Below are 21,150 nucleotides of genomic sequence, written 5' to 3'. Positions count from 1 at the left end.
CACAGGTTGGCCCGAGGGTGAAAATACTCATCAAATAAGGCCAGCCAATCCTCTTTCCGCGAAGGCGGTCCGGTCAGATCCGTGCCGAAACTGCGGCCGTTCAGTAGTGGGGAGTATTGGGCCAGGAGCAGAAATCCGTCCATAAAGTAATCCTTTATCACGCCCTCCGGGCTGAGATAGGCCAGGAGCGGCAGCAATTTGTCTCGGTCGTAACGGTGTATTGCGTTTTGTCCTTCAGCACCGACATACAAAAGGCACAGCTCATGCATCCCGGCTACTTCCGAAGCGCCTGCCGCAAGATAGCCGGGATGGCGGTCATTGAGCGGAGCCAGCCCGGCAACCGCTTCCATGGTATCCCCGGGATAGTACAGGTGCAGCTGCTGATGTTCCCGGTCCAAAACCAGCAAATGATGATGACAATAATTTAAGCTTGAAACCGCAACCTGAGCATGGCAGCTATATAAACGCAGCAATGTACCGTCTTTGTCATGCAAACGCAAAATGGAGGGTTTTTGGTCAGTATGCCAGAATGACCAGAAATGCCGGCCATCATAAGCCAAACCGGAACAGCGCCCGGCTCGGCGGAAGAACCGCGCTGTTTTATCGGTTTGACAGACCTCTGTTACAACCGTTGTCAGGCTGCCCTGGCGCGTCCTGCCTTTAAGACATCCGGATTTATGTGCATCTATCGAGAAAAAACGTGAAGCTACAGGATTCAATTTTAGCAGGAATAATTCGCCTTTATCTGTAGCCCCCCAGGCTGAAGTGCTGTCGTTTTCCGCCAGCGCTGTCAAAGCTATGGGCAGACGGATTGTTGCACACAGACGAAAAGCAGGGTAGGGGGCAGAAGTATTGTTGATCCGGATAGGATACAGTTTGCTTTCTGATGAAGCTGTTTTTTCAAGGCCCAACAACATCTTTCCGCAGCAAACCAGTGCAGATAAGGCCGCAGGCAGAGGTTGCTGGGTCAGTATTTTTAAATTCGCTGAAAGGTGGGCATCCAACAAGAGCAGCCGTCCGTCGGCAGCGGCCGCCACCAGGTAATCCGGACTTAAGGGGTGCCGGCAGATACAGGTCAGGTTTAAACAGGGTAAGGGACGCGTTCCCCCCAGGAATAGATCCTCTATGGCAGGTTCTTGGTCTCCGGCCATTGTTTCAAGTTCTATCCAGCCAGGTATGGCCGCTGATTCAGCCTGGGGACGAATACTGCCTTGAACCCTGATAACGTGCTGACCGGCAAATGCATCAGCCTCCCCCCAAAGGGAGAAGGGAGCGCTCTCCCAGATCATCTCGTCCTGATCCGGTTCAAGCCGCCAGCGCTTAAAGGCCTGACGGCCCTGTAACGGGGCTATATCGCAGTCAATCAGATTGATCTCGTATTTCATCGCTAACCCTGTTTGTTTTTTATTCTACTATATACCGATAAAGCAGATGTGATGCCCCTTTTAACAAATCCTCCACCTACATAAAAAAGCGCTGCGGTTTAAGGCAGCGCTTTCCACATTGTGTCGTTATTTATACCTGTGTTCTTTGGCTTCGGCTTCATCCTTGATTTCATTCCTGAACCCGTCCAGGGCGTCTTTGCGGCGGACATTCTTTTCTTTTATAGCCTTCTTCTGACGGGGGTCTTCGGTCAACTCCATGGTTTCTTCGGCCTTTTCCATATTTTCTATAGTGTGGTTGATATTGAATTGAATTTTATCTACATTGTCGCGACGGTCATCCGGATTGTGTTTCATCTACTCTACGCTCCTTTGCTGTTTTAGATTATGACTTTATGGCATAAATATTTTTCGAAATGTAGCTGTTTTTTATTCGACCGAAGCTGGCATCAATCTATTTAGCTCAACGCCTCATTCAGGCCTGGCGTTTCGACACAAAATAATCTCCAATTTGTCATATAGAGGAAATAGTTCAATGTATGACGAATCAGGTTGAAGCAAACATAAAATTATGTAAGTTAACCTGAAGGGGTCGCCTGGAAGCGGCACTCTCTGCAGGCCTGTCAACAGACAAGTTTTGACTGCCGGTATGACTTAAGGAGGGTTTGAAATGTGGACTATCAGGGAACTTAAGACCAGGGCGTGGAGTTTATTGAGCGAGCATTACTGGAAAGCCTTTGTGGTCAGCCTGGTCATTGCCCTTGCCGGCGGCAGCGGAGGGGGCAATGTCAACTGGAACGTAAATGATTCAAATAATGGTTCAGGTTTGGATTCATGGTTTGGCCAGGGCAGCGAATTCATGCTGGCAATTATTTTGGGAATTGCCATATTGTTCATTTTCATCATCTTAATAATTGCGTGCTACCGGATTTTTGTGGGTTTTCCCCTGGAGGTCGGGGGGCGCAAATATTTTGTTGAGGCTGAACAAAACCATTTTGATATGAATTATCTGGGCTGCGTTTTTAATAAAAACCATTACCGGGGCGTGGTTGTTACCATGCTGTGGAGAGCCTGGCTGAACTTCTTGTGGTTCCTGCTGTTCATCATCCCCGGGATAATCATGGCTTATGCCTACAGAATGGTTCCGTATATTCTGGCCGACAATCCCAATATCGGGTATCGCCGGGCTGTGCAGCTCAGCACGCAGATGACACAGGGCCACAAACTGCACATATTTGTTCTCGATCTATCCTTTCTGGGATGGCTCATATTAGGGGTTTTGGCCTTTTTTGTGGGCGTCCTTTTCGTGCTTCCCTACATTAACGCGGCCAATGCCGAACTTTATCTGGTCTTGCGCCGCAATGCCATAAAAACAGGGTATTGCAGTGAACAAGAATTATTGCTGTAGAACAGCCCCAATATTATCATCAAGCATAAGGCTTATCGTTTAAATAAATGGCGGGCTGATATTGACAACAACTGAAACCGGCAATAAAATGAAAGTGAACGAACGTACGCTCAGGGAGATAATCATCTATGCCCATACCGAAAGAAAAACAAAGCCAGGAACGGCGGCAAAGACTGTTGCAATGCGCCCTGACCCTTTTTGTTGAAAAAGGCTACGCCGATACCCCGGTGCGTGAAATAATTATGAAATCGGGCTATGGTACCGGTACTTTCTACAATTACTTTTCTGACAAAGAAGATATTCTGAAAACACTGTTGGAGGAGTTCGCCGAGGATATCATTTCCAGCATCAACAGCTACTACTCAACCGAAAAGGATCTTTACAAAAGATTTATAGAAACCAAACGGATAACTATGGAGGTTTTTACCCGCAACGAAGAACTTTCCGAAATATACAGCCGGGCTGCCGGGGTGAGTGAGGCTATTGACCAGTGTTTGCAGCAATTTGAGGATAAGCTGATTGCTTTTTACACCCGGAATATCGAATATGGCATAGCCAGAGGATCATTCAGCAGCATACCGGTTAAACCGGTTGCCCATGCCATATTAGCGGTGGAAAAATATCTGTTGTACAAGTGGATAATATTGAAAGCCATAACAAAAGAAGAAATGATAGATATGGTCATCTCATTCCACGAGACCCTGGCTAAAGGCTTGGTGAAAGAACATTAAAGCCTCTGTATCAACCGGCAAATCTTACGACAGCGAATCGACACGCAGTACTACAAGTGAGTTTCCGTTTTTATAGCGTTCTATGTGAACGTGCGTTCGTTCCATTTTTCATAGAAAGTGGTGGTTTTATGAAAAGTTTAAATCAGGAACATCTAAACGCGGTTATGGAACTCATCAACCAGAGTCCTTATTTCATGCTGCTGGCTATGTCGGTGGCAGAGCTGGGAGTTGGCTATTCAAAGGTTGAGGTGAAGCTTAGCAACCGGCATCTGAACCCGTTCGGGGGCATCCATGGCGGGGTTTATTCTTCCTTGATCGATACCGCGGCTTATTGGGCGGTCTATTGTGATGTTGAGGAAAATGCCGGATTGATCTCTCTTGACGTAAATGTTACCAACCTGGCCCCGGTAAAAGACGGCCGTTTAGTGGTTGAAGGCAAACGTATCAGGGCCGGGAGGACTATTTGTATTGCTGAGGCAGCGGTTCTCGATGATAAAGGCAAATGCCTGGCTCACGGCGTCTCCAAGCAAATGGTGACCCCGGGTTTGCAGACCATTGACCAGGCCGTTAAATCATTGGGTTATAAAGAGCTGCCGCCGAAATTCTTGGGTTAAGCCATGAACCGCCCGGAAATGAGTCAGCCCTCCAAATCTCTTAAAGCAGAGACTGGAGGGCTTTTGCTTTTTACTTGCCCAAGCCGGATGGCGGCGCCAATCAGCTTACCGCTAAACCCTGGGATCCTAAACGAGGCAGGCCGGTTTTTATCTTGACCTGTATGCGCTTTAAGCGGCCATTACGCCGGATATTAAACACCGTGATAGAACCCCGGTTGCCATTGAGAGCGTAGAGATTGCCTTTGCTTACCCCGATGTCAATCGGGGCCACGGCTGAACCAAACCTGGTGGTAGAAACATTTTTGCCGGCTCGCAGCCTTCCGTCTTTTTTGATTCGATAGATAGTTATATTGCCGCTGGCGGAGTTGGATACATAAGCATAATGCTCTTTCTTGCTGACTGCGACCCAGCAGGTGGCCATCTGACCATTGGGAACCGAGGCGCTGATTACGCAGAGAGCCCCGTTGGAAACAATTCTATAAGACGACAGCGCGTTGGCGCCAGCCTCAGCAACCAGTAAAACCCCATTGCGAAGGAAAACAGCGCCAAACGGCCCCTCCCCGCTCGAAAAGTTAACCGTCGGGCCAGACAAGGTGCCATCAAAATTAACCCGGAAGACGCTGATGCGGTTGGTGGTCAATTCAGTTACGACCAGGAATCTGCCGTCAGGGCTGAATACCACACAGGCTGGTTGGGCACTGAAGGTACTGAGCTTGCGCGTTGAGCCCGGAATCGGAGCCAGACTTCCATCTGAGCGCACTCGAAAGCCAGAAACATTGGAATTGTAGTTATTAGCGGCATCGCCTACATTGGCAACATAGAGCAAATCGCCGAAAACGGCCAGGCTGTTAGGCTGTGTTCCGCCGGAAGGGTCTACGTCCACCAGCACCAATCTGCCGTCGCGCTTAACCCGGAAACTACTCACGCTGTTGCTGCCGGCGTTTACAGCAAAAAGCAGGCATCCATTGCGGGATAAAACCAGGGATCCCTGTGATGCCAGGGGATCGACACCGTCCCGCGGGGTGGCATTGGAAACCTCAGCCGTGCCGGTTCCTCTGCCCCCCGTCCTAAAGGCGTCGATGCGGCTGAGTTTGCCGTTTTTACCGCGGCGGAATGCAATCACTTCATTGCATGAGGCTGAATTGGTCATGGCATAGGCCATACTAGCATGCCGATGTTTTTTCTCTTCTCTTGCAAATGCGCCCAAAACAGCATTACAGGCGCCATCGTGCCGATTGCTCCTCTCTCCTGCTGCGCATGTGCCTGAATTGCTCATGACATTGACGACACCACAGTGCCGGTTTTTATTAACTCGTTTCACTTTAAACAAGATTGCTCCTCCTTTATAAAGGTACTGGGGGTTTATGTTACATCATATTCGAAACGCATATTCTTTGGCACTGTTTAGGTGCTGTGACAGTAATTGTATGAACAGCAGAAAAGAATCTGTTCGTTGTGTACATCTTACTGATCGCTACAGGAATTTGTTGATTAATGAAGAATGAAATAATGGGGAAAAATCTACCTATAGATAAGAGGATTGGAAATATCATGAATCTGATCGGCAATATTATCTGGCTATTGTTGGGCGGCCTCATAGCAGCTGCGGCTTGGTCTTTAGCAGGACTCATTCTGTGCATAACCATTATCGGCATACCTTTTGGAATCCAGCATTTCAAGTTTGCTCAACTAGGATTAATCCCTTTTGGTGCGGAAATTAAAAATAGCAAATAGTCTTCAGTGCGCGGCTCGGCCTGTTGGCTCAGCTCGTAAATTGACAGCAATCAAATCGTTAGCAGAATAACACGGAAGGAAGCGCTGATGTCAGAATCACACTTGGAGGTAGAAGAAATTAAAAGCGAACTGCTCCGGTTGCGACAACGTGTCGCCCAACTGGAAGCCCAGAATCAGCAGTTATTGGCGGCCAATACGATTAAGGGTGATCAAAAGACCCCCATAGAACAGCCGGCAGAAAAGGACTTGCACCAATCAGAAGAAAGGTTTGCCAAGGCTTTTTACTGCAACCCTGATTTAATGTCAATTACCACCTTAAAAGAAGGACGCTATGTAGCGGTAAACGATGCTTTCATCAAGTTGACCGGTTATGAACGCCATGAAACTATTGGGCGCACCGTTCAGGAATTGAACATCTGGGCTGAAACCAGCCAGCGTGAGGCTCTGATCCGACAACTGACTAAATTTGAAAGGGTACAGGGCTTTGAATACAATCTAGGAACTAAAAGCGGTGAGATCAGAAAGCTGTCCCTTTCCGGCGAGGTCGTCGATATCGACGGTAAAGCTCATTTGATCAGTGTTTCCCGGGATATTACCGAAAGCCAGAGAATGGTGGAACAGATACGCTTTTCGGAAGAGATGCTTTCCCTGGCATTCAATGTTTGTCCATTTATAATGACTATCTCCACAGTGGAAGAAGGGCGCTACTTAAAAGTTAATAACGCTTTTTGCGCCATTACCGGGCGAACTCAGGAAGAGGTTATTGGCCGTACATCCATCGAAATCGGTTTCTGGAAGGATCCCGCGGATCGCAGTATTCTTAAACAACAGATTATTATGGAACGCTCCCTGCGTGATCTGGAATTCTGCTTTTGCAAGAAAAACGGCGAAGAGAGACTGGGAAGATATTTCATGGAATTGATCGAGATTCTCGGTGAGCCCTGTTTGTTGACGGTAATCATCGATATCACCGATTTGAGGCAGATGGAAATTGAAATGAACCGCCTGGACCGGCTCAACGTGGTGGGTGAAATGGCGGCCAGCATCGGCCATGAAATTCGCAATCCCATGACAACCGTAAGGGGATTTCTGCAGTTATTGCGGGAAAACGAGGACTACAGCCGGGACTATGATCATTTCGATTTAATGATAGAGGAGCTGGACCGGGCCAACTCGATAATTACAGAGTTTCTGTCTCTGGCTAAAAATAAAATAGTGGAATTGGAAAAAGACAATCTCAATGCGGTTATCAGCAAGCTTTTGCCGCTTTTACATGCCAAGGCGATGATCCGGGACCAATCCGTAGCCCTGGAACTGGAGAAGATACCCGACCTCTTGCTCGACAAGAAAGAAATCCGCCAGCTTATATTGAATCTGGTAAATAACGGCCTGGAATCGATGTCCGCGGGCGGAGTAGTGGTGATCAAGACCTTCATGGATAACGATAATGTTATACTGGCGGTTCAAGATCAAGGCGGGGGAATAGATCAAGAAATGCTGGAAAAGATCGGCACGCCTTTCCTGACTACCAAAGAGCAGGGGAGCGGTCTGGGATTGGCGGTATGCTACCGGATAGCTGCCCGGCACAATGCCAGAATAGAGATTTCCACGAGTCCGTGCGGAACCACCTTTTTAATCAGGTTTTCACAATAAACTATCATAGTAATCAATTATCGTCATCTGATCCAGGTTTGAAAGCGGGCTGAACTGCTGCCGGCTATTAGGTGATTGTTTAAACGAAATTATCGGAGTGGAGGAATATAAAAATGGGGATCAGGGTGTTTACTGACAGCACGTCATACATTGATGAGGAAATACGGCGCCGCCTGAACATACAGGTTCTTCAACTAAGTGTTCATTTTCCCGATGAATCCTTTAAAGAGAATGAGGTGGAACAGAGCTACTTCTATAGAAAGGTGGAACAAACGGGAATTATCCCAACCTCCTCACAGCCTTCCCAGGGAGAATTTCTCAATGCATTCCGGGATTGCCTTTCCCAGGGTGACGCTATCCTGGGTATATTCATTTCCTCTGCCATGAGCGGCACCTGCCCCACAGCCTTGGCGGCCCGGGAGCAGCTTTTGCAGGAATATCCGGGAGCACGGGTGGAGATAGTGGACTCCTATACCAACTGTATGGCCCTTGGTCTGCAGGTTATTTCGGCAGCGGAGGTGGTTCAAGCCGGAGGCAGCATGGAAGACGCCCTGGAAGCCGCCGCCGAGACCAGGAGGAACATCCATTTTTATTTTGTCCCCGAAACCCTGGAGTACTTAAAAAAAGGAGGGCGTATTGGTACGGCCTCGGCCCTTTTGGGAACCATCCTCAAAATCCGTCCCATACTCACCGTTGACATGGCAAAAGGCATGACCCATTTGCTGGAAAAGACCCGCGGCAATGCGGCAGCCATTAGACGCATCCTGGAAATGATAGAAGCAGACCACCTCAAGAAGGGATTGAAGGCACTGATAGTCCACCATATCAATGCTGCGAATCAAGGAAGCCAGCTCAGGGATGCCCTGGCGAACAAATACCAATTACCGGTCGGCTTATGCTCCATCGGACCGGTTATAGGCCTGCATACCGGTCTGGGCACTATTGGGTTCGCCTATTGCACTTATTGATATTGACAATCCGCTTCGTTAAAACTTACACCGGGACATAACCCGAAACAAATATCGTATAGAGGGATCAATAACTATGAACATACAAATATTTGGAGTGAAAAAGTGCTTTGACACTCAAAAGGCGGAGCGTTACTTCAAAGAGCGTAAAATAAAATATCAATACGTGGAGCTGAGCCAAAAAGGTCTGAGCAAGGGTGAATTAGCCAGTGTGGAAAAAACGGTCGGACTTAATAATTTGATCGACTCCAAGTCAAAGGCCTACAGCCGCTTAAACATGGATCGTATCGGCAGCAGCACCATGCGGGCAGAAGTCCTCCTCAATCACCCCGAACTATATAAAACCCCCATCGTACGCAATGGCCGACAGGCTACCGTAGGTTATCAGCCGGATGTCTGGGACACCTGGGAATAATCAAAAGTTGTTTCAATCAGGTGGTAAGATCTTGATGGAAAGCGGATTATTATACTAAAGGAGAACTCCAATTGACTCTTTGTCGTGCTAAACAGGGAAAGGTTTTGTTAAGTATTTTCATTAGTTATACATGGTTTACATAATATAAATTATTGTAAACTTGAGAGCCTCCAATTGATTCGGCATCCTGACTATTCCGGTCACAGGCCCTGGGCTTGAGTGATGTGTTTTTCATAATAGAGACGCCTCCTCATCTTTGATTTGTGCTGTCTTTTCGGGATTTAGCACAATTTCATTGTGAGGCTGGCGTCCTTTTTTAAAGACCGTTTTTAAGCATCACAGGAATGCTCCTGAATAGCTGGTTTGCTGTATAGATAAATGCAATCGGTTCACAATAAGTCTATATGGAATTAGGAGGTACAGCACATATGATAAAAGTTCTAAGTTCGCCCGGCAAATACGTTCAGGGCCCCGGTGCATTAAATGAAGCCGGTAAATACATGAAAAATCTCGGTGACAACGCCTTGATCGTCGCTGACGCTTTCTTATTGGATGAAGCCGGAAAGTATTTCAAGTCCGGCAATGAAAGGGTTAGTTGCACTATAGAAAAATTTGGCGGTGAATGCAGTAAACCGGAAATAGAGCGATTGAAAGAAGTTGCGTCTAAAGCCGGCGCAAATATAATCGTAGGTTTCGGGGGAGGAAAAACCCTCGATACCGCAAAAGCAGCGGCCTATTATTGCAGCCGGCCGGTGGTCATCTTGCCCAGCATTGCTTCAACCGATGCGCCCTGCAGCGCCCTGTCAGTAATATATACGGAAAGAGGCGAATTTGAAGAATACCTGATTCTCCCCAGGAACCCCGACCTGGTTTTAGTGGACAGCCAAATAATTGCCCAAGCACCAGTGCGTTTTCTGGTATCTGGAATGGGAGATGCCCTGGCCACCAAATTCGAGGCCGAAGCCAGCAGTAAACGCAGTCTGCCCGCCATGGCGGGAGGAGCTCCTTCAATAAGCGCCCTGGCCCTGGCCGATCTTTGTCTGCAAACCCTGTTGGAATACGGTTATTATGCCCGCCTGGCCGTGGAGAAAAAAGTCATTACTCCAGCAGTCGAGAAAATCATAGAAGCCAATACCTACCTGAGCGGAATAGGATTTGAAAGCGGGGGCCTGGGAGCTGCCCATGCGATTCACAACGGTTTTACTGCGCTGGAGGAAACCCATCAATACTTCCATGGCGAAAAAGTGGCATTTTCAACCTTGGTGCAGCTGGTCATGGAGGATCGTGATACCGATGAGATTATGGAAATCATGGGGTTCTGCCAGTTGGTAGGCCTGCCCATCACACTGGAGGAGCTGAGCCTGGCCGGAGCGGGCCGGGAAAAACTCATGAAGGTTGCTGTCGCCTCAACCGTCGAAGGCGAAACCATACACAACATGCCGTTTCCGGTAAATGCGCAAATGGTGTATGATGCCATACTGGCTGCCGATGCCATTGGCCGAAGTATGGCTTGTTGTTAAACGTGATGTTCAGGTTATCGTAGCAGGGTAGGGGACCTGGTCGCCACTTTACTACACTTACACCGACACCGCCAGGCCCCCAATTATTCGCTTAATCCCCAAACAACTCCCTTTCTATTTGCATCTGCAATATCCTGTTTCTCTTTCCATTTATTGCTGCATGGGTTTAAGTTAGCTTCAAAAAACGACAGAGGTGATTACCATGTGCCCATAGAAAACTTATTGAATAACTTGGATGGGGGAAATCAGACTGGGAAGGGGATCGTGGATTGTTTAAAACCGGACGATTCTATTGAAGAACTAGCAACCTGCTGGGTCCTAAAGGATGGCTATTCAATCCACGCACCCGGACGATAGCGCCGAAATTGGAGGCCAAAGCGAAGCTCTAACAGAAAAAGGAGAGTTAATGATATGTTTAAAGAAATGCGCAGAAAAGACCGGGAAATAATCGATGCAAAAATAATGGAAGAAATACTGATTAACGGTCAATACGGGGTACTGTCAACCATGGGCGATGGTGAGTACCCCTATGGGGTTCCGGTCAACTATGTCTATTTCGATAAGAGCATATATTTTCACTGTGCGGAGGACGGATATAAGCTGGAGAATATCCAGAGAAACCCCAGAGTATCATTTTGTGTGGTGTCAGAGTCGGAAGTGCTGCCGCATAAATTCAGCACCAAATACAAATCGGTGATAGCCTTTGGAATTGCCAGCGAAATTACAGACGATGCCAAGGCCAGCATACTCTTTGCATTAGTTGAAAAATACTCTCCGGATTTCACTGACGAAGGTCAAAAATATATTGAAAGTTCCCAAGCCACCACCAGAATTGTGAAAATAGACATACAACACATGACCGGAAAAGAGAGAAATTATTAATAGCATGAAAATCAGTAAGAGAAATTTTGATTATCATGACACAGGGAACTATCAGTCCCTACAACGAGATTTTATGATCCGAAGGCAAAACCCTGGTATTCATTTTAAGGCTCTTACAGTCCGAATTAGAGCCCCTTTTTTGTCAATAACTCTGCTAATGCGGTTCAAATATAGGTGTATAATACTTGCATCTTGTCCTGGCTGGGGAATTTTTACTTGAAATATGATTCCATCATATGTATAATTTTCCTAACAATTGTTAGGATTTTTTTTATTATTTATAACGTATGTTAGGTTGAGGTAGATGAAGTTTTTTGGTACGAAAGAAAAAATATTTGATGCGGCCATTGACTTAATTTCTGAGCGCGGGTATAACGGGGTTTCAGTGCGGGATATAGCAAAGGCTGCCGGGATAAAAGAAAGCTCTATCTATACGCATTTTATCAATAAAGAGGATATTCTCAACCATATTCTGGAGTATCATCATAACGGCATTCTAGGCAAGCGAGTGGATATTAACAGTCTGGAGAATGAAATCAATTATATGGAACCCCGGGACGTATTCAAATTAATATTTCTCAGTTATGGAAAGCAGGACGATCCGAGGATCGATAAAACGGCGAGAATTATCTTCATGGAACAATATGTCAATCCCAAAGCAAGGGAATTTGTCCAGAAATATATGTTAGAGGAGCCGGTGTGGTACTACCATTCCCTGCTCCGGCAGATGCTATCGAAGGGAAGGTTCGAGGATAACGTCGATCTGAAAACCGCAGCCCAGGAACTGAACTATGGATTTCTTGGCATCTCCCTGGATTTTGCCCTTGTAAGGCAGGAGGGTGGAGATGTTGCCGGCATATTAAAGAAGATTTCAAATCATATTGATTTTGTATTTGACCGGATTGAACAGAAAAAACTATGAAAGGAGGTTAGACATGAGGAAAACAATCCTGATTTCGCTTGTCCTTTTAGTGCTGCTCTGCCTCTGCGGCTGCAATAATTTTACTTCCTCTCAAAACAGCAATGTTAATCACGTATCGCAAAGCGTTGATGACCGCACTTATACCCTCGATATGTATCTGGGGATCGGCTTGGGCAGCACATATAAGGACGTCGTCGCAATCATCGGTTCGCCCGGCGAGTCTTCCATAGACGGCGACGTGATCAAACAGTATTTATGGCGGAATAAAGACGGCAGCAATATCAGCGTAACCTTTTCAAATGGAAAGGCCGAAGCGAAAACCCAGGCCAACTTGGGTCCATTTTTAAAGGATAAAGAAAAGGTCACACTAAAAACGTTCCGTAAGTTGAAGGAAGGCAGCAGCCTTACCGAGGTGGAAAAAATTCTCGGGTCGGGAACGGAAACGATGCGGCAGATCATGGACGGAAAAGAGCAAGTCACCTATACGTGGCATAACAGCAATGGGAGCGCGATTACCATCGTATTTGAAGACGGGAAAGCCGCCGATATTAACGATCTTATGCTGAAGTAATTATTTGGAGGGAGGACAGTAAATGAATAAAAAACTCATTTGCTTTATCGCAAGTATTGTTTTTATAGCGGGGATGTCCGCGGGAGCTTATGCGGCATCCAATCCTGAAATTAGAGCGATCCTGAATTACGGTATGAAAATCGAAGTAAACGGTAAGGAATTCATACCGACAGATGTGGACGGCTCCAGACTTGTCCCCATTACCTACAATGGCCGGACATATCTCCCTGTCCGATCTTTAGCCGGCGCTCTGAACGTGGCTGTAGCTTATGAAAATAATACGGTATATCTCGGAGAGCGGGGCAAAATTCCTTTGACCGGCAACGATTTTGAAAAGAACTATACCTGCCAGTTCACGACGGATGCGAACCTGCTCCTTGTCAACGGAGTACAGTATAAATCAGGAATCGTCTATACCGGAACGGCGGGCTACTATGAGTACAGCGGTTTTGTGCGTCCTAATGGAAAATATCAGAAGTTTGGCGGCATCGCCTGCATGGAAGATAAGGATGGAAGCACCGATCAGGTAATTATTAAAATCCGGGAAAACAATTATGAAGGAAGGGTTCTAAAAGAGATCTCTCTGGAAAAAGGCGCTTCGATTCCTTTTGAAATCGATATTCCGGGGATCAATACCCTGTACATCCAGAATTTAGTTTCTGATAGAACGCCGAAATCAACAAACCCGGATATCATGATGATCGCAGACCCTTATTTCAACTGAGGTTTCGTCTTGTCGTATAGGGCACCTGTTTAGAAGGCATGTCCGCCAATATTAATGATCCTATCATCAGGGAGGGTTGGTAATGAACAGATTCTTTGATAGAATTCGAGTTGGTAAACAATCAATGGTGATCATCTGCGTTATGTTATTGCTGGTGATTCTTCCCGCGGCGCCTGCCGCCGCTCTTGACCCCCAGATTCCGGGTCTGAAGCCTCCAGAACTCTCGGAGCTTCCGGATATATTGTTTGGGCCGACCAATTTAACCGCCGTTGCTTTATCAGATACGAAAGTTCGTCTGAGCTGGCAGGATAATTCCGGCAATGAGTCGGGGTTTCGCCTGGTTCGCAAAGAACAAGGAGCAAGTGTTTACTCCACCTCGATCACGGTAACCGCGAATGTTACCAGTTGTACGGATACGGGCTTGAAGCCAAATACCACTTATGTCTATCGGATACAAGCTTATAACGCCAACGGTGCCAGCGATTATTCCGATGAAATAAGCGTTAAGACTCTTCATGCAACGACACCAATAATTTTGACTCCTGCAGTCCCTACGAACCTGCAGGCGACGGCTGCCGACTCCGGCACCATAATCTTGACCTGGAAAGATAATTCCGACAATGAGGAAGGTTTTCAACTCCAGCGTAAAACGGAGGGATCAGGTGTTACCACTATTTTCTACCTGTCTCCCGATACCACGACCTATAAGAATACCGGCCTGACTCCGCAAACAAAATACAACTATACAATTTCAGCTTATAATAATATCGGCGCCTCGAATTTCAGTAATGAGGCCAGTGTAACTACCCCGATGGTTTCGCTGGTATCGCTCCTGCCGGTGGCCCCTACGCTGTTGACTGCTCTGCCGGGCTCGGATGGTACCCGCATTGAAATTACCTGGAAAAACAACTCTACCAATGTGGACGGACATTATGTTTATCGCCGCACCGAGGGCCAATCCAAATTTACCGAAATCCATCACAGCACTAAGACAGGAGTGACTGGATACGCTGATTTCGGTTTAACCCCCGGCACTAAATACTACTATTACGTTTCCGTCTATAACAGCCTGGGCTCTGACGACAGCAACATTTTAAGCGCTACCACCACCGGAATGCCTCCAGTGGTAAAACCGGCCGCACCTTCCAGCCTTACAGCCGAAGCCGTGTCCAACTCACAGATCAACCTGAGCTGGAAAGACAATTCCTCCAATGAGACCAGTTTTGTCCTGGAACGCTCTCTGAGCCAAACAGGCGGATATACAGTCATTAAGAATCTACCGGCCAACATCGTCTCCTTTGAAGATACCGGCCTTACATCTGCAACCACTTATTTCTACCGAATTAAAGCCGTCAACAACATCGGAGACTCAGCCTATTCCCCCCTGGCCAGCGCCGCTACCCGTGGGGTGACACCTCCTCCAACTGTACCGGGAGAAGTACCGCCCTCTGGCAACAACCTGCCTCCCGCTGCCGATGAAGGGCAAGTAGTATTGCGTTTTTACATTGACAACCCCCAGTATTATTTGAACGACACGCCTATTCCAATGGATGTGCCTCCAGTTATTCGGGAAAACCGCACCCTGCTGCCTATTCGTTTTGTAGCAACTCCTTTAGGAGCCGAGGTGGGATGGGACGCGGCTAGCCGCAAGGTGACCATAAAACATGACGGAACCAGTATTGAGATGTGGATTGACCGGAATACTGCGCTGGTCAACGGAGCCGAGAAAATGATTGATCAGGATAACGCCAATGTGGCTCCCCTGATTATGCCCCCGGGACGAACCATGCTGCCTCTGCGTTTCATCAGCGAAAATCTGGGCTGTCAAGTAGAATGGGACGGCACCTCCCGGGAGGCCAAAGTCACCTATCCCCGTCCCTAGCCGGAAAGACAAGGAGAAAACCGGTACCTGAAAAATTTAAATAGGCTGTTTCTGCAACCATAGGGACACAAGAGGAGGTTCGAGACCACTAAAAAAGTCTGAATAAAACACAAAAAGCATACTAGCCTATAGCATTAATTATGTCAACAAAAACACATTAAACATTGCCGATACCGGAAACCGTTTAAAGCACAGGAAATGAGCGATGGTCACCGGCTGGACCTGGGGGAAGAACGCTGCATTTTATATGCCCGGTATGCAACGCCACAAAAGATATGTACGACCCGGTAGATTAAGAATGGTGGCATCGCGAAATCGCGCTCAACTTTCCAGATCAAAATAAAGGCGAAATCGAATATCTGTTCGCATGTCAAGAGGGGAGGGGAGCGCATGTGTTGAGTTATATGGAATCACCTTTTATTTTTCCTATCCAAGATCCCGAAGAAGATTGGTCTGTGAGCCTAGATACCGAAATTCCTGAAGACGTATTTCCCTTATTTGCTTCTGTCTTTAAAAGAGCCACCACGATAGCACGGCAAATAAGGCCAAAAATTAAAAATAAGAAGAAATCAAGCACTACGGAAAATGGCTTTATGTAAACAAAAACCTGCAGATATTCCATTACTATATTATAAAATACAAACGTAAATAATCCTGCCCACACTGTAGTCCACAGAAAAAAGCTCCTCCAAGAGGACGTGTATTGGTATACGAACATCGCATATATAGGGATAAAAGTAATGTCCCCAAGGAAAAGGTTTGGAAAAAAGGGGACTATGCTAATGTAGTAGGCCCAGAAACCGAATTGTTGACCAATTGAATCATAATTAGCAAATGCGACAGCAACTAACGATCCAAAAAGGAGTATCTCGATTATTCGCTTTCTGTCTACTAGATAAATAAATAAGGCATATGAAAGGAGTAATATAATGACAAGGAAAAACCAGGTGGGTGAAAGAAATTGTTGATTAACCCACTGGGTTAAGATGAGATCATACAAATGTTTAGAGGCTTGCGTTATTTGCTCATTGGTGACCATGCTGTGCCCTCTTTCCAGCGTAATTAATAGTTATATTGTGTGCTGGAGCCGTGATTAATACTCATTTAACATGCATTGGCAAGATTAGGAGTATTCCTGTAATGCTTAAGAACGATCTTTGAAAAAGGAGACCTTTAGCCCGTCTGCCGGTTCGGGGCAACTTGCCATATAGTAGAGTAGTCCAGAAGAACCTATTACAAGGATTTATTCCTGGGTTTCTATTCAAAGGCCCCTATTTGGCTCACAGCGTGTTTTGGCCTTGTTAGAATGCCTCGGGCTTAAAATCCTTTTTTAACAACCTTATTGCGCGGGTAAGAAGCACCATTATCTGGCAATAGCATTTATGGTTAGCCGGTTTATCAGAAGATGATCCTGAGACTGATTCTAAAGACCTCCTCAGTTAATGTGGGGGTCTTTAGAATCAAAAACAATTTGAATAATACCAGAATTAAATCCTGTCATCCGGCTTCACACATTAGAACAGTGTAGGCTTATCAATTGACACGAGTACACGCTAAGGGGGAAAATGGGCGTGAGTATTGGCAGCCCCTCCTCCGCAATTTTAGCTAGTTTACATAATGTTCAGTTGATGGGAAGGTCGTGGGCTAGGTGACAGTAGCCTGTCGTTCATTTGATGCGGTATAGGGGGCGGTTAATGTTGAGTTAAGTCGTTTACCCACGAACTTAGTATAACTGGTGTTATGTTGACTAGCTGAGGTATGTAGCTGTCAATAATCTGTGCTTATAAAAAGTTTCAAGAACGTGAGTGCCCGTCTGTTGCACGGGGGAGGGACCCTTGCCGGGAGGGGGTCCCCGGGTGACAGACGGGCTGGCATGTTTCTTGCACTTACTTGATAAGTGCCACATTATTACGGCAAAAATGTAGTTGAACCAATTCCAGAGGTGTTAGCCAGGTTTAATTGTCGGTCAAAGTTTTAATAAGTGCCACATTATTATCCTAATGGCATTAAATGGGAGATAGTGAAAGCATTTATAAGTAATTAAGGGATAATTATAGAGCAAGCGTTCTCACGGGCAAATATAAGAGAAAAAGGGAAGAGTTAAAGAGTAAAGGACCACGAGCCACGCCAGCGTTAACCAGCGAATCATCATATGCACGGGACCCTGAAGTCAAGGGCGCGGCCTGCATCCCCGTATTGACAGGTCAGGTATCATAACTGAGCGGGCGCAGTCCTTTACCCTTTACTTTAGGGGTGCGTATGGATAGCATCTGCCTTCGCTGGCGGCTCCAGGATAAGGATTAAAGATAAAGGGGGCTGTTATCCCTTGCCCCCTGATTTTTCAGTGATATGTTTATGGCACAATTACAATTTCAGGCGTTATAATTCCTTTTTTATCATTGAGCATTTCTTCAATAATACCGAGGATATTTCCAGCGCAAAGACAGTCCCAGTCATCAAGTGCGTCTATTCCAACGTCATTCATTGCTTTTACTAAACCTGTTTCAAATATTTTTATAGTTGCTTCCATGTCGCTTATTGGTGATAGTCTTAATTCTCTGATCAGTTCCAATTCGAGTTTACTTAGCTTCATGCGTATCGCCCCTCTCTTTTAATGCAAACTTGAGTTCACATGGAGTCAAGGGGTGACCGAAGGGAATCGCAGACAAAATTTAGCCAGGGCAAAAGTTAGTCAGGTAAATGAGGGCTAAATTTTGCCCCTTTACCCATGTGATAAAATTGTAAGGCAAAAGAGAGGAAGCGGGGGAATGTTATTCTTAACCCCCCACAACATTCATGTAAACTAGCCGCAAGTGAAAAAGCAGAACCACGCACTCTCATGGCTAGTTTACATAATGTTCATTATGGGAAGATAGGGAATTAGGTGAAAACCCCTCAAATCCCGGCCAATATAGGCTTCTGGCCGCTGTTTTATAGTTGCATGTTAACTGCATAAATAATGTATAAAAGCTGCCCCGCTTTTTATCTGAGCAGCTCTTATATTAAAATCAGTTGGATATAACCAATAACTCCGATAGCCGCAAACGAAAAAAAGATGAAAATGGCTTGCTTCCAGCCCTGGCTTTGTTATTAAACCGGCGTGGGGACCACTCCCCTCTTTCCTTTATCATATCAACCTAAAGTCCCGGCATTTTATACCTACGATGGAAAATCAACCCCCATTAGATTGCCAGCGGTATATTTCCAGGGCTTTTTAACGGGCTCCTTGATCCCGTTGGACATCAGCACGAAATAGCCATAATAGCCGTAATCCTTTTCTACGGCCCGGATCGGAGTTACTGCTTTTCATGTTCCGGGTTCCTATAATGCCCCCATTGCCAAGACACATTAAGTGAATTTCTGTATGTAGCAAACCGTAGAAAACAATATTAAAAATTTTTAAAGTTCTTGACATATTAAATCAAATGCCGCATATTTTAACTTAGTTAAAATATTTTAACTAAGTTAATGTTTGGAGGTTATATGAAACTGACGAAAAAAGAACGTACTCAAAAAGAAATCATCGAGGCTGCGAAGGCTATCATCCATGACAAAGGGCACGAAGCCGTTACTGTTAGATATTTGGCTGAAGCAACAGGATACTCATATACCAATCTATATTATTACTTTAAGGATATGAATACTCTCTTGTGGACATTACGTCTCGATATGATTGAGGATATGATTACCGAACTTACATCCATCTCTTTTACAAAGGATGATCCTGTTGAAGAAATCCTCATTGTTTTATCCAGTTATACGGATTACTTCTTCAAGCATCCGAATGTCTTTCGTTTCTTTTATTTTTATCCTTTTATTAAACCGGAGGGGGATGACAGTTATCAAAAGCTGGAGCAAAAGTTTCACGGTATATGGCAGACTTCCTTTTTTAGATTGATTAAAGAGGGTATCATTCAAGCCGAAGATATTGAAGTTGTCGCTAAAACTATTATTTATGCGCTTCAAGGAATGATCATGCTGAGTTTCTCATCCAATGGTTCCACAAAACAAAACGACATCAAAGATGAACTTGTAAAACTTATAAATTACTTATTCAAAAAGTATAAGGAAACTATTTAAGGGGGTTATATCTTATGAATCAAGAATTTAATATCAGCTTTCGACCGCTTTTTCGCGTTGCCCAGTATTTGGCTTTAGCAATGCTCATTTTAATACCAATACAGATTGTTATCTATGTGATTGCACCACCGCCGGACACTGTTAGAGGATTCTTTGAACTCTATCAGCAAAATCCGTTTTTAGGGCTGCTGAGCTTGGATTTTCTCTATCTGTTTAACAATATGATTATTGTAATAATCTATTTAGCCCTCTTTGTCCTTTTATATCATGAAAAGCCCGTTACTGTCCTTTTGGCATTAATACTTGGTTTAATTGGTATTGCCTGTTACTATCCGTCCAATCCGGCTTTTGAAATGCTAACCTTAAGTAATCAGTATTTTCAGGCGCTGCCTGAACAACAAATGATTTATTTGGCCGCCGGTGAAGCCTTAATGGCAGGTTATACGGGCACCACCTTTGATGTGTACTATGTTTTAAGTACCATATGCCTGCTGCTGTTTGCCTATGCATTAATAAAAAGCCCCAAGTTCAAAAAATCGGTTGGTTTGTGGGGGTTAGCTTCAGGATTCTTTATGATTGTACCGTCATCGGCCGGTGTGTTAGGCATGATATTTTCTTTACTGTCCCTGATACCCTGGTTGGTATTTATTACACTGCTCATGTTCAATTTTAAAAAATACGCCGCCTATAACTGGGACGCAGAATAGGAAACATTATTGGCACTGATCGTTTAATGAGGGTAATTATGAGAAAAGGATATACCGTGACAATTATTGTTGTTCCGGCCTTGGCGCCGGTTCTATCACTACCAAGATTTTGCGGTCCTGCTGACAAATCTGCTACAATAAGGTCGTGTCTCCTCAATTCTCCCATGAAAGGAACAACCTGCCGATGTATGTGATTTATGGCCATTGCGAATTGTTTCTTCCTTATGCCGCTAATCTGAAAGATAAGCGCATGGTGATCCGCAGCATCCTGGACCGCCTGAAGAAGCGCATAAATATTTCAGCATTGGAAATTAAATATCAGGATTTATGGCAGCGTTCCATGCTCGGTTTTGCAGCCGTCGCAGCATCTCAAACCGATCTTAATCTCATTCGTGAAGCCGTGCGCTCCACCCTCGACCTACACCTCTCTGAAGCCGAAATCATCGGGCTCAATTTCGATATCATTCCCATCATTTCCGATTAAATCCATACTCTTCCATTATTTACCTCGATAAATGGGCAGGATTCTCCTAAATTTTGTAGAATTTTGTCACAACTTACTTTTTTGTAAAAAGAAATTTATCGAGGAAAGGAATGAGTAATTTTGAAAAAAGTAAGCGCACTGTTAAAACGTTGTTGCATTATGACTCTAATTACAGTACTAGCATTCTCTGGCTTAGCTGTAGCAGCGCCGGTAGCACAAGCAGATACCGTCAAAACTGTCACCATCGCCTCTGGCACTATATATGCTACTCCTATGTACATCCGCGACAGCGGAAAACCCGGTCCGGTAGTAATGATCGTGGGCGGTGTTCATGGCAATGAACCCGCCGGTTATACTGCAGCAGCCAAGGTTAAGAACTGGGACATCAAAAAAGGTAAACTGATAGTGCTGCCCCAGGCTAACAAAAAGGCGGTAGCCCGGCATACCCGTACTTACAACGGCGACTTAAACCG

22 protein-coding genes are annotated in these 21,150 nt (G+C 45.6%); 18 read left to right on the top strand and 4 right to left on the bottom strand.

Features of this window, described 5'->3' with window-relative positions; genetic code table 11:
• Positions 1-1,385: hypothetical protein (locus B3W37_RS01660; protein ID WP_483174588.1), on the bottom strand; the 1,385-nt coding region annotated here is incomplete at its 3' end.
• A gap of 126 nt (positions 1,386-1,511) precedes the next feature.
• On the bottom strand, positions 1,512-1,739 hold the full coding sequence (gene tlp, locus B3W37_RS01655) for a small acid-soluble spore protein Tlp (protein ID WP_483168787.1): 228 nt from the start codon (positions 1,737-1,739) through the stop codon (positions 1,512-1,514).
• 313 nt (positions 1,740-2,052) lie between these two features.
• Between tlp and B3W37_RS01650 the strand changes: the two genes are divergently transcribed.
• From B3W37_RS01650 to B3W37_RS01640, 3 genes are all read left to right on the top strand, one after another.
• Positions 2,053-2,790: a DUF975 family protein gene (locus tag B3W37_RS01650; protein WP_483168788.1), complete on the top strand. Its 738-nt coding sequence runs from the start codon at positions 2,053-2,055 to the stop codon at positions 2,788-2,790.
• A gap of 128 nt (positions 2,791-2,918) precedes the next feature.
• Positions 2,919-3,521 carry a TetR/AcrR family transcriptional regulator gene (locus tag B3W37_RS01645; RefSeq protein ID WP_483168789.1) on the top strand — a complete coding sequence of 201 codons (603 nt, stop codon included), beginning with the start codon at positions 2,919-2,921 and terminating at the stop codon, positions 3,519-3,521.
• Positions 3,522-3,649: 128 nt separating this feature from the next.
• Positions 3,650-4,135, top strand: a complete 486-nt coding sequence (locus tag B3W37_RS01640) for a PaaI family thioesterase (protein WP_481039164.1) — start codon at positions 3,650-3,652, stop codon at positions 4,133-4,135.
• Positions 4,136-4,235: 100 nt separating this feature from the next.
• Here the strand turns inward: B3W37_RS01640 and B3W37_RS01635 are convergent, their stop codons facing one another.
• Positions 4,236-5,456 (bottom strand): lactonase family protein, encoded by a 1,221-nt coding sequence (locus B3W37_RS01635; RefSeq protein WP_483174593.1) that lies wholly within the window; start codon positions 5,454-5,456, stop codon positions 4,236-4,238.
• Positions 5,457-5,629: 173 nt separating this feature from the next.
• Between B3W37_RS01635 and B3W37_RS01630 the strand changes: the two genes are divergently transcribed.
• The 11 genes from B3W37_RS01630 to B3W37_RS01580 all read left to right on the top strand — a co-directional run bounded on the left by B3W37_RS01630 (position 5,630) and on the right by B3W37_RS01580 (position 16,005).
• Positions 5,630-5,869, top strand: a complete 240-nt coding sequence (locus B3W37_RS01630; RefSeq protein ID WP_483174587.1) for a YccF domain-containing protein — start codon at positions 5,630-5,632, stop codon at positions 5,867-5,869.
• An 87-nt stretch (positions 5,870-5,956) separates the two neighbouring features.
• Positions 5,957-7,522 (top strand): PAS domain S-box protein, encoded by a 1,566-nt coding sequence (locus B3W37_RS01625; RefSeq protein WP_483174586.1) that lies wholly within the window; start codon positions 5,957-5,959, stop codon positions 7,520-7,522.
• 113 nt (positions 7,523-7,635) lie between these two features.
• A complete protein-coding gene (locus tag B3W37_RS01620; RefSeq protein ID WP_483168792.1) occupies positions 7,636-8,490 on the top strand; it encodes a DegV family protein in 855 nt (284 codons plus the stop codon).
• Positions 8,491-8,566: 76 nt separating this feature from the next.
• Positions 8,567-8,905 (top strand): arsenate reductase family protein, encoded by a 339-nt coding sequence (locus B3W37_RS01615; protein WP_483168793.1) that lies wholly within the window; start codon positions 8,567-8,569, stop codon positions 8,903-8,905.
• A 428-nt stretch (positions 8,906-9,333) separates the two neighbouring features.
• On the top strand, positions 9,334-10,425 hold the full coding sequence (locus B3W37_RS01610) for a glycerol dehydrogenase (RefSeq protein ID WP_483174585.1): 1,092 nt from the start codon (positions 9,334-9,336) through the stop codon (positions 10,423-10,425).
• A 411-nt stretch (positions 10,426-10,836) separates the two neighbouring features.
• The gene (locus tag B3W37_RS01605) at positions 10,837-11,307 is read left to right on the top strand and encodes a pyridoxamine 5'-phosphate oxidase family protein (protein WP_483168795.1); all 471 of its coding nucleotides are present in this window, start codon (positions 10,837-10,839) and stop codon (positions 11,305-11,307) included.
• 304 nt (positions 11,308-11,611) lie between these two features.
• Positions 11,612-12,229 carry a TetR/AcrR family transcriptional regulator gene (locus B3W37_RS01600; protein ID WP_483168796.1) on the top strand — a complete coding sequence of 206 codons (618 nt, stop codon included), beginning with the start codon at positions 11,612-11,614 and terminating at the stop codon, positions 12,227-12,229.
• A 13-nt stretch (positions 12,230-12,242) separates the two neighbouring features.
• The gene (locus tag B3W37_RS01595) at positions 12,243-12,800 is read left to right on the top strand and encodes a DUF3862 domain-containing protein (protein ID WP_483174584.1); all 558 of its coding nucleotides are present in this window, start codon (positions 12,243-12,245) and stop codon (positions 12,798-12,800) included.
• Positions 12,801-12,822: 22 nt separating this feature from the next.
• On the top strand, positions 12,823-13,524 hold the full coding sequence (locus B3W37_RS01590) for a hypothetical protein (RefSeq protein WP_483168798.1): 702 nt from the start codon (positions 12,823-12,825) through the stop codon (positions 13,522-13,524).
• 82 nt (positions 13,525-13,606) lie between these two features.
• Entirely contained in the window at positions 13,607-15,406 is a 1,800-nt protein-coding gene (locus B3W37_RS01585) for a stalk domain-containing protein (RefSeq protein WP_483174583.1), read from the top strand.
• Positions 15,407-15,798: 392 nt separating this feature from the next.
• Positions 15,799-16,005 carry a hypothetical protein gene (locus B3W37_RS01580; protein ID WP_483174582.1) on the top strand — a complete coding sequence of 69 codons (207 nt, stop codon included), beginning with the start codon at positions 15,799-15,801 and terminating at the stop codon, positions 16,003-16,005.
• Positions 16,006-17,759: 1,754 nt separating this feature from the next.
• Here the strand turns inward: B3W37_RS01580 and B3W37_RS01575 are convergent.
• Complete coding sequence (locus tag B3W37_RS01575; protein ID WP_483174581.1) at positions 17,760-17,999, bottom strand: hypothetical protein; 240 nt, start codon at positions 17,997-17,999, stop codon at positions 17,760-17,762.
• Between the two features lie 890 nt (positions 18,000-18,889).
• Between B3W37_RS01575 and B3W37_RS01570 the strand changes: the two genes are divergently transcribed.
• The 4 genes from B3W37_RS01570 to B3W37_RS01555 all read left to right on the top strand — a co-directional run.
• Positions 18,890-19,486 carry a TetR/AcrR family transcriptional regulator gene (locus B3W37_RS01570; RefSeq protein WP_483168804.1) on the top strand — a complete coding sequence of 199 codons (597 nt, stop codon included), beginning with the start codon at positions 18,890-18,892 and terminating at the stop codon, positions 19,484-19,486.
• A 14-nt stretch (positions 19,487-19,500) separates the two neighbouring features.
• On the top strand, positions 19,501-20,193 hold the full coding sequence (locus B3W37_RS01565; RefSeq protein WP_483174580.1) for a DUF4386 family protein: 693 nt from the start codon (positions 19,501-19,503) through the stop codon (positions 20,191-20,193).
• Between the two features lie 184 nt (positions 20,194-20,377).
• Positions 20,378-20,677, top strand: coding sequence for a DUF503 domain-containing protein (locus B3W37_RS01560; protein WP_483174579.1), 300 nt, complete (start codon positions 20,378-20,380; stop codon positions 20,675-20,677).
• 120 nt (positions 20,678-20,797) lie between these two features.
• A partial coding sequence (locus B3W37_RS01555; protein ID WP_483174578.1) for a M99 family carboxypeptidase catalytic domain-containing protein occupies positions 20,798-21,150 on the top strand: 353 nt, incomplete at its 3' end.

This window comes from Syntrophomonas sp. UBA5494 (assembly GCF_002426325.1).
This window is presented reverse-complemented; position numbering and strand designations above follow the sequence as displayed.

Excerpts from the sequence above, each read along its gene's own strand:
- tlp (WP_483168787.1), bottom strand. The coding sequence starts at position 1,739 with ATGAAACACAATCCGGATGACCGTCGCGACAATGTAGATAAAATTCAA.
- B3W37_RS01650 (WP_483168788.1), top strand. The coding sequence starts at position 2,053 with ATGTGGACTATCAGGGAACTTAAGACCAGGGCGTGGAGTTTATTGAGC.
- B3W37_RS01645 (WP_483168789.1), top strand. The coding sequence starts at position 2,919 with ATGCCCATACCGAAAGAAAAACAAAGCCAGGAACGGCGGCAAAGACTG.
- B3W37_RS01640 (WP_481039164.1), top strand. The coding sequence starts at position 3,650 with ATGAAAAGTTTAAATCAGGAACATCTAAACGCGGTTATGGAACTCATC.
- B3W37_RS01630 (WP_483174587.1), top strand. The coding sequence starts at position 5,630 with ATGAAGAATGAAATAATGGGGAAAAATCTACCTATAGATAAGAGGATT.
- B3W37_RS01625 (WP_483174586.1), top strand. The coding sequence starts at position 5,957 with ATGTCAGAATCACACTTGGAGGTAGAAGAAATTAAAAGCGAACTGCTC.
- B3W37_RS01620 (WP_483168792.1), top strand. The coding sequence starts at position 7,636 with ATGGGGATCAGGGTGTTTACTGACAGCACGTCATACATTGATGAGGAA.
- B3W37_RS01615 (WP_483168793.1), top strand. The coding sequence starts at position 8,567 with ATGAACATACAAATATTTGGAGTGAAAAAGTGCTTTGACACTCAAAAG.
- B3W37_RS01610 (WP_483174585.1), top strand. The coding sequence starts at position 9,334 with ATGATAAAAGTTCTAAGTTCGCCCGGCAAATACGTTCAGGGCCCCGGT.
- B3W37_RS01605 (WP_483168795.1), top strand. The coding sequence starts at position 10,837 with ATGTTTAAAGAAATGCGCAGAAAAGACCGGGAAATAATCGATGCAAAA.
- B3W37_RS01600 (WP_483168796.1), top strand. The coding sequence starts at position 11,612 with ATGAAGTTTTTTGGTACGAAAGAAAAAATATTTGATGCGGCCATTGAC.
- B3W37_RS01595 (WP_483174584.1), top strand. The coding sequence starts at position 12,243 with ATGAGGAAAACAATCCTGATTTCGCTTGTCCTTTTAGTGCTGCTCTGC.
- B3W37_RS01590 (WP_483168798.1), top strand. The coding sequence starts at position 12,823 with ATGAATAAAAAACTCATTTGCTTTATCGCAAGTATTGTTTTTATAGCG.
- B3W37_RS01585 (WP_483174583.1), top strand. The coding sequence starts at position 13,607 with ATGAACAGATTCTTTGATAGAATTCGAGTTGGTAAACAATCAATGGTG.
- B3W37_RS01575 (WP_483174581.1), bottom strand. The coding sequence starts at position 17,999 with ATGAAGCTAAGTAAACTCGAATTGGAACTGATCAGAGAATTAAGACTA.
- B3W37_RS01570 (WP_483168804.1), top strand. The coding sequence starts at position 18,890 with ATGAAACTGACGAAAAAAGAACGTACTCAAAAAGAAATCATCGAGGCT.
- B3W37_RS01565 (WP_483174580.1), top strand. The coding sequence starts at position 19,501 with ATGAATCAAGAATTTAATATCAGCTTTCGACCGCTTTTTCGCGTTGCC.
- B3W37_RS01560 (WP_483174579.1), top strand. The coding sequence starts at position 20,378 with ATGTATGTGATTTATGGCCATTGCGAATTGTTTCTTCCTTATGCCGCT.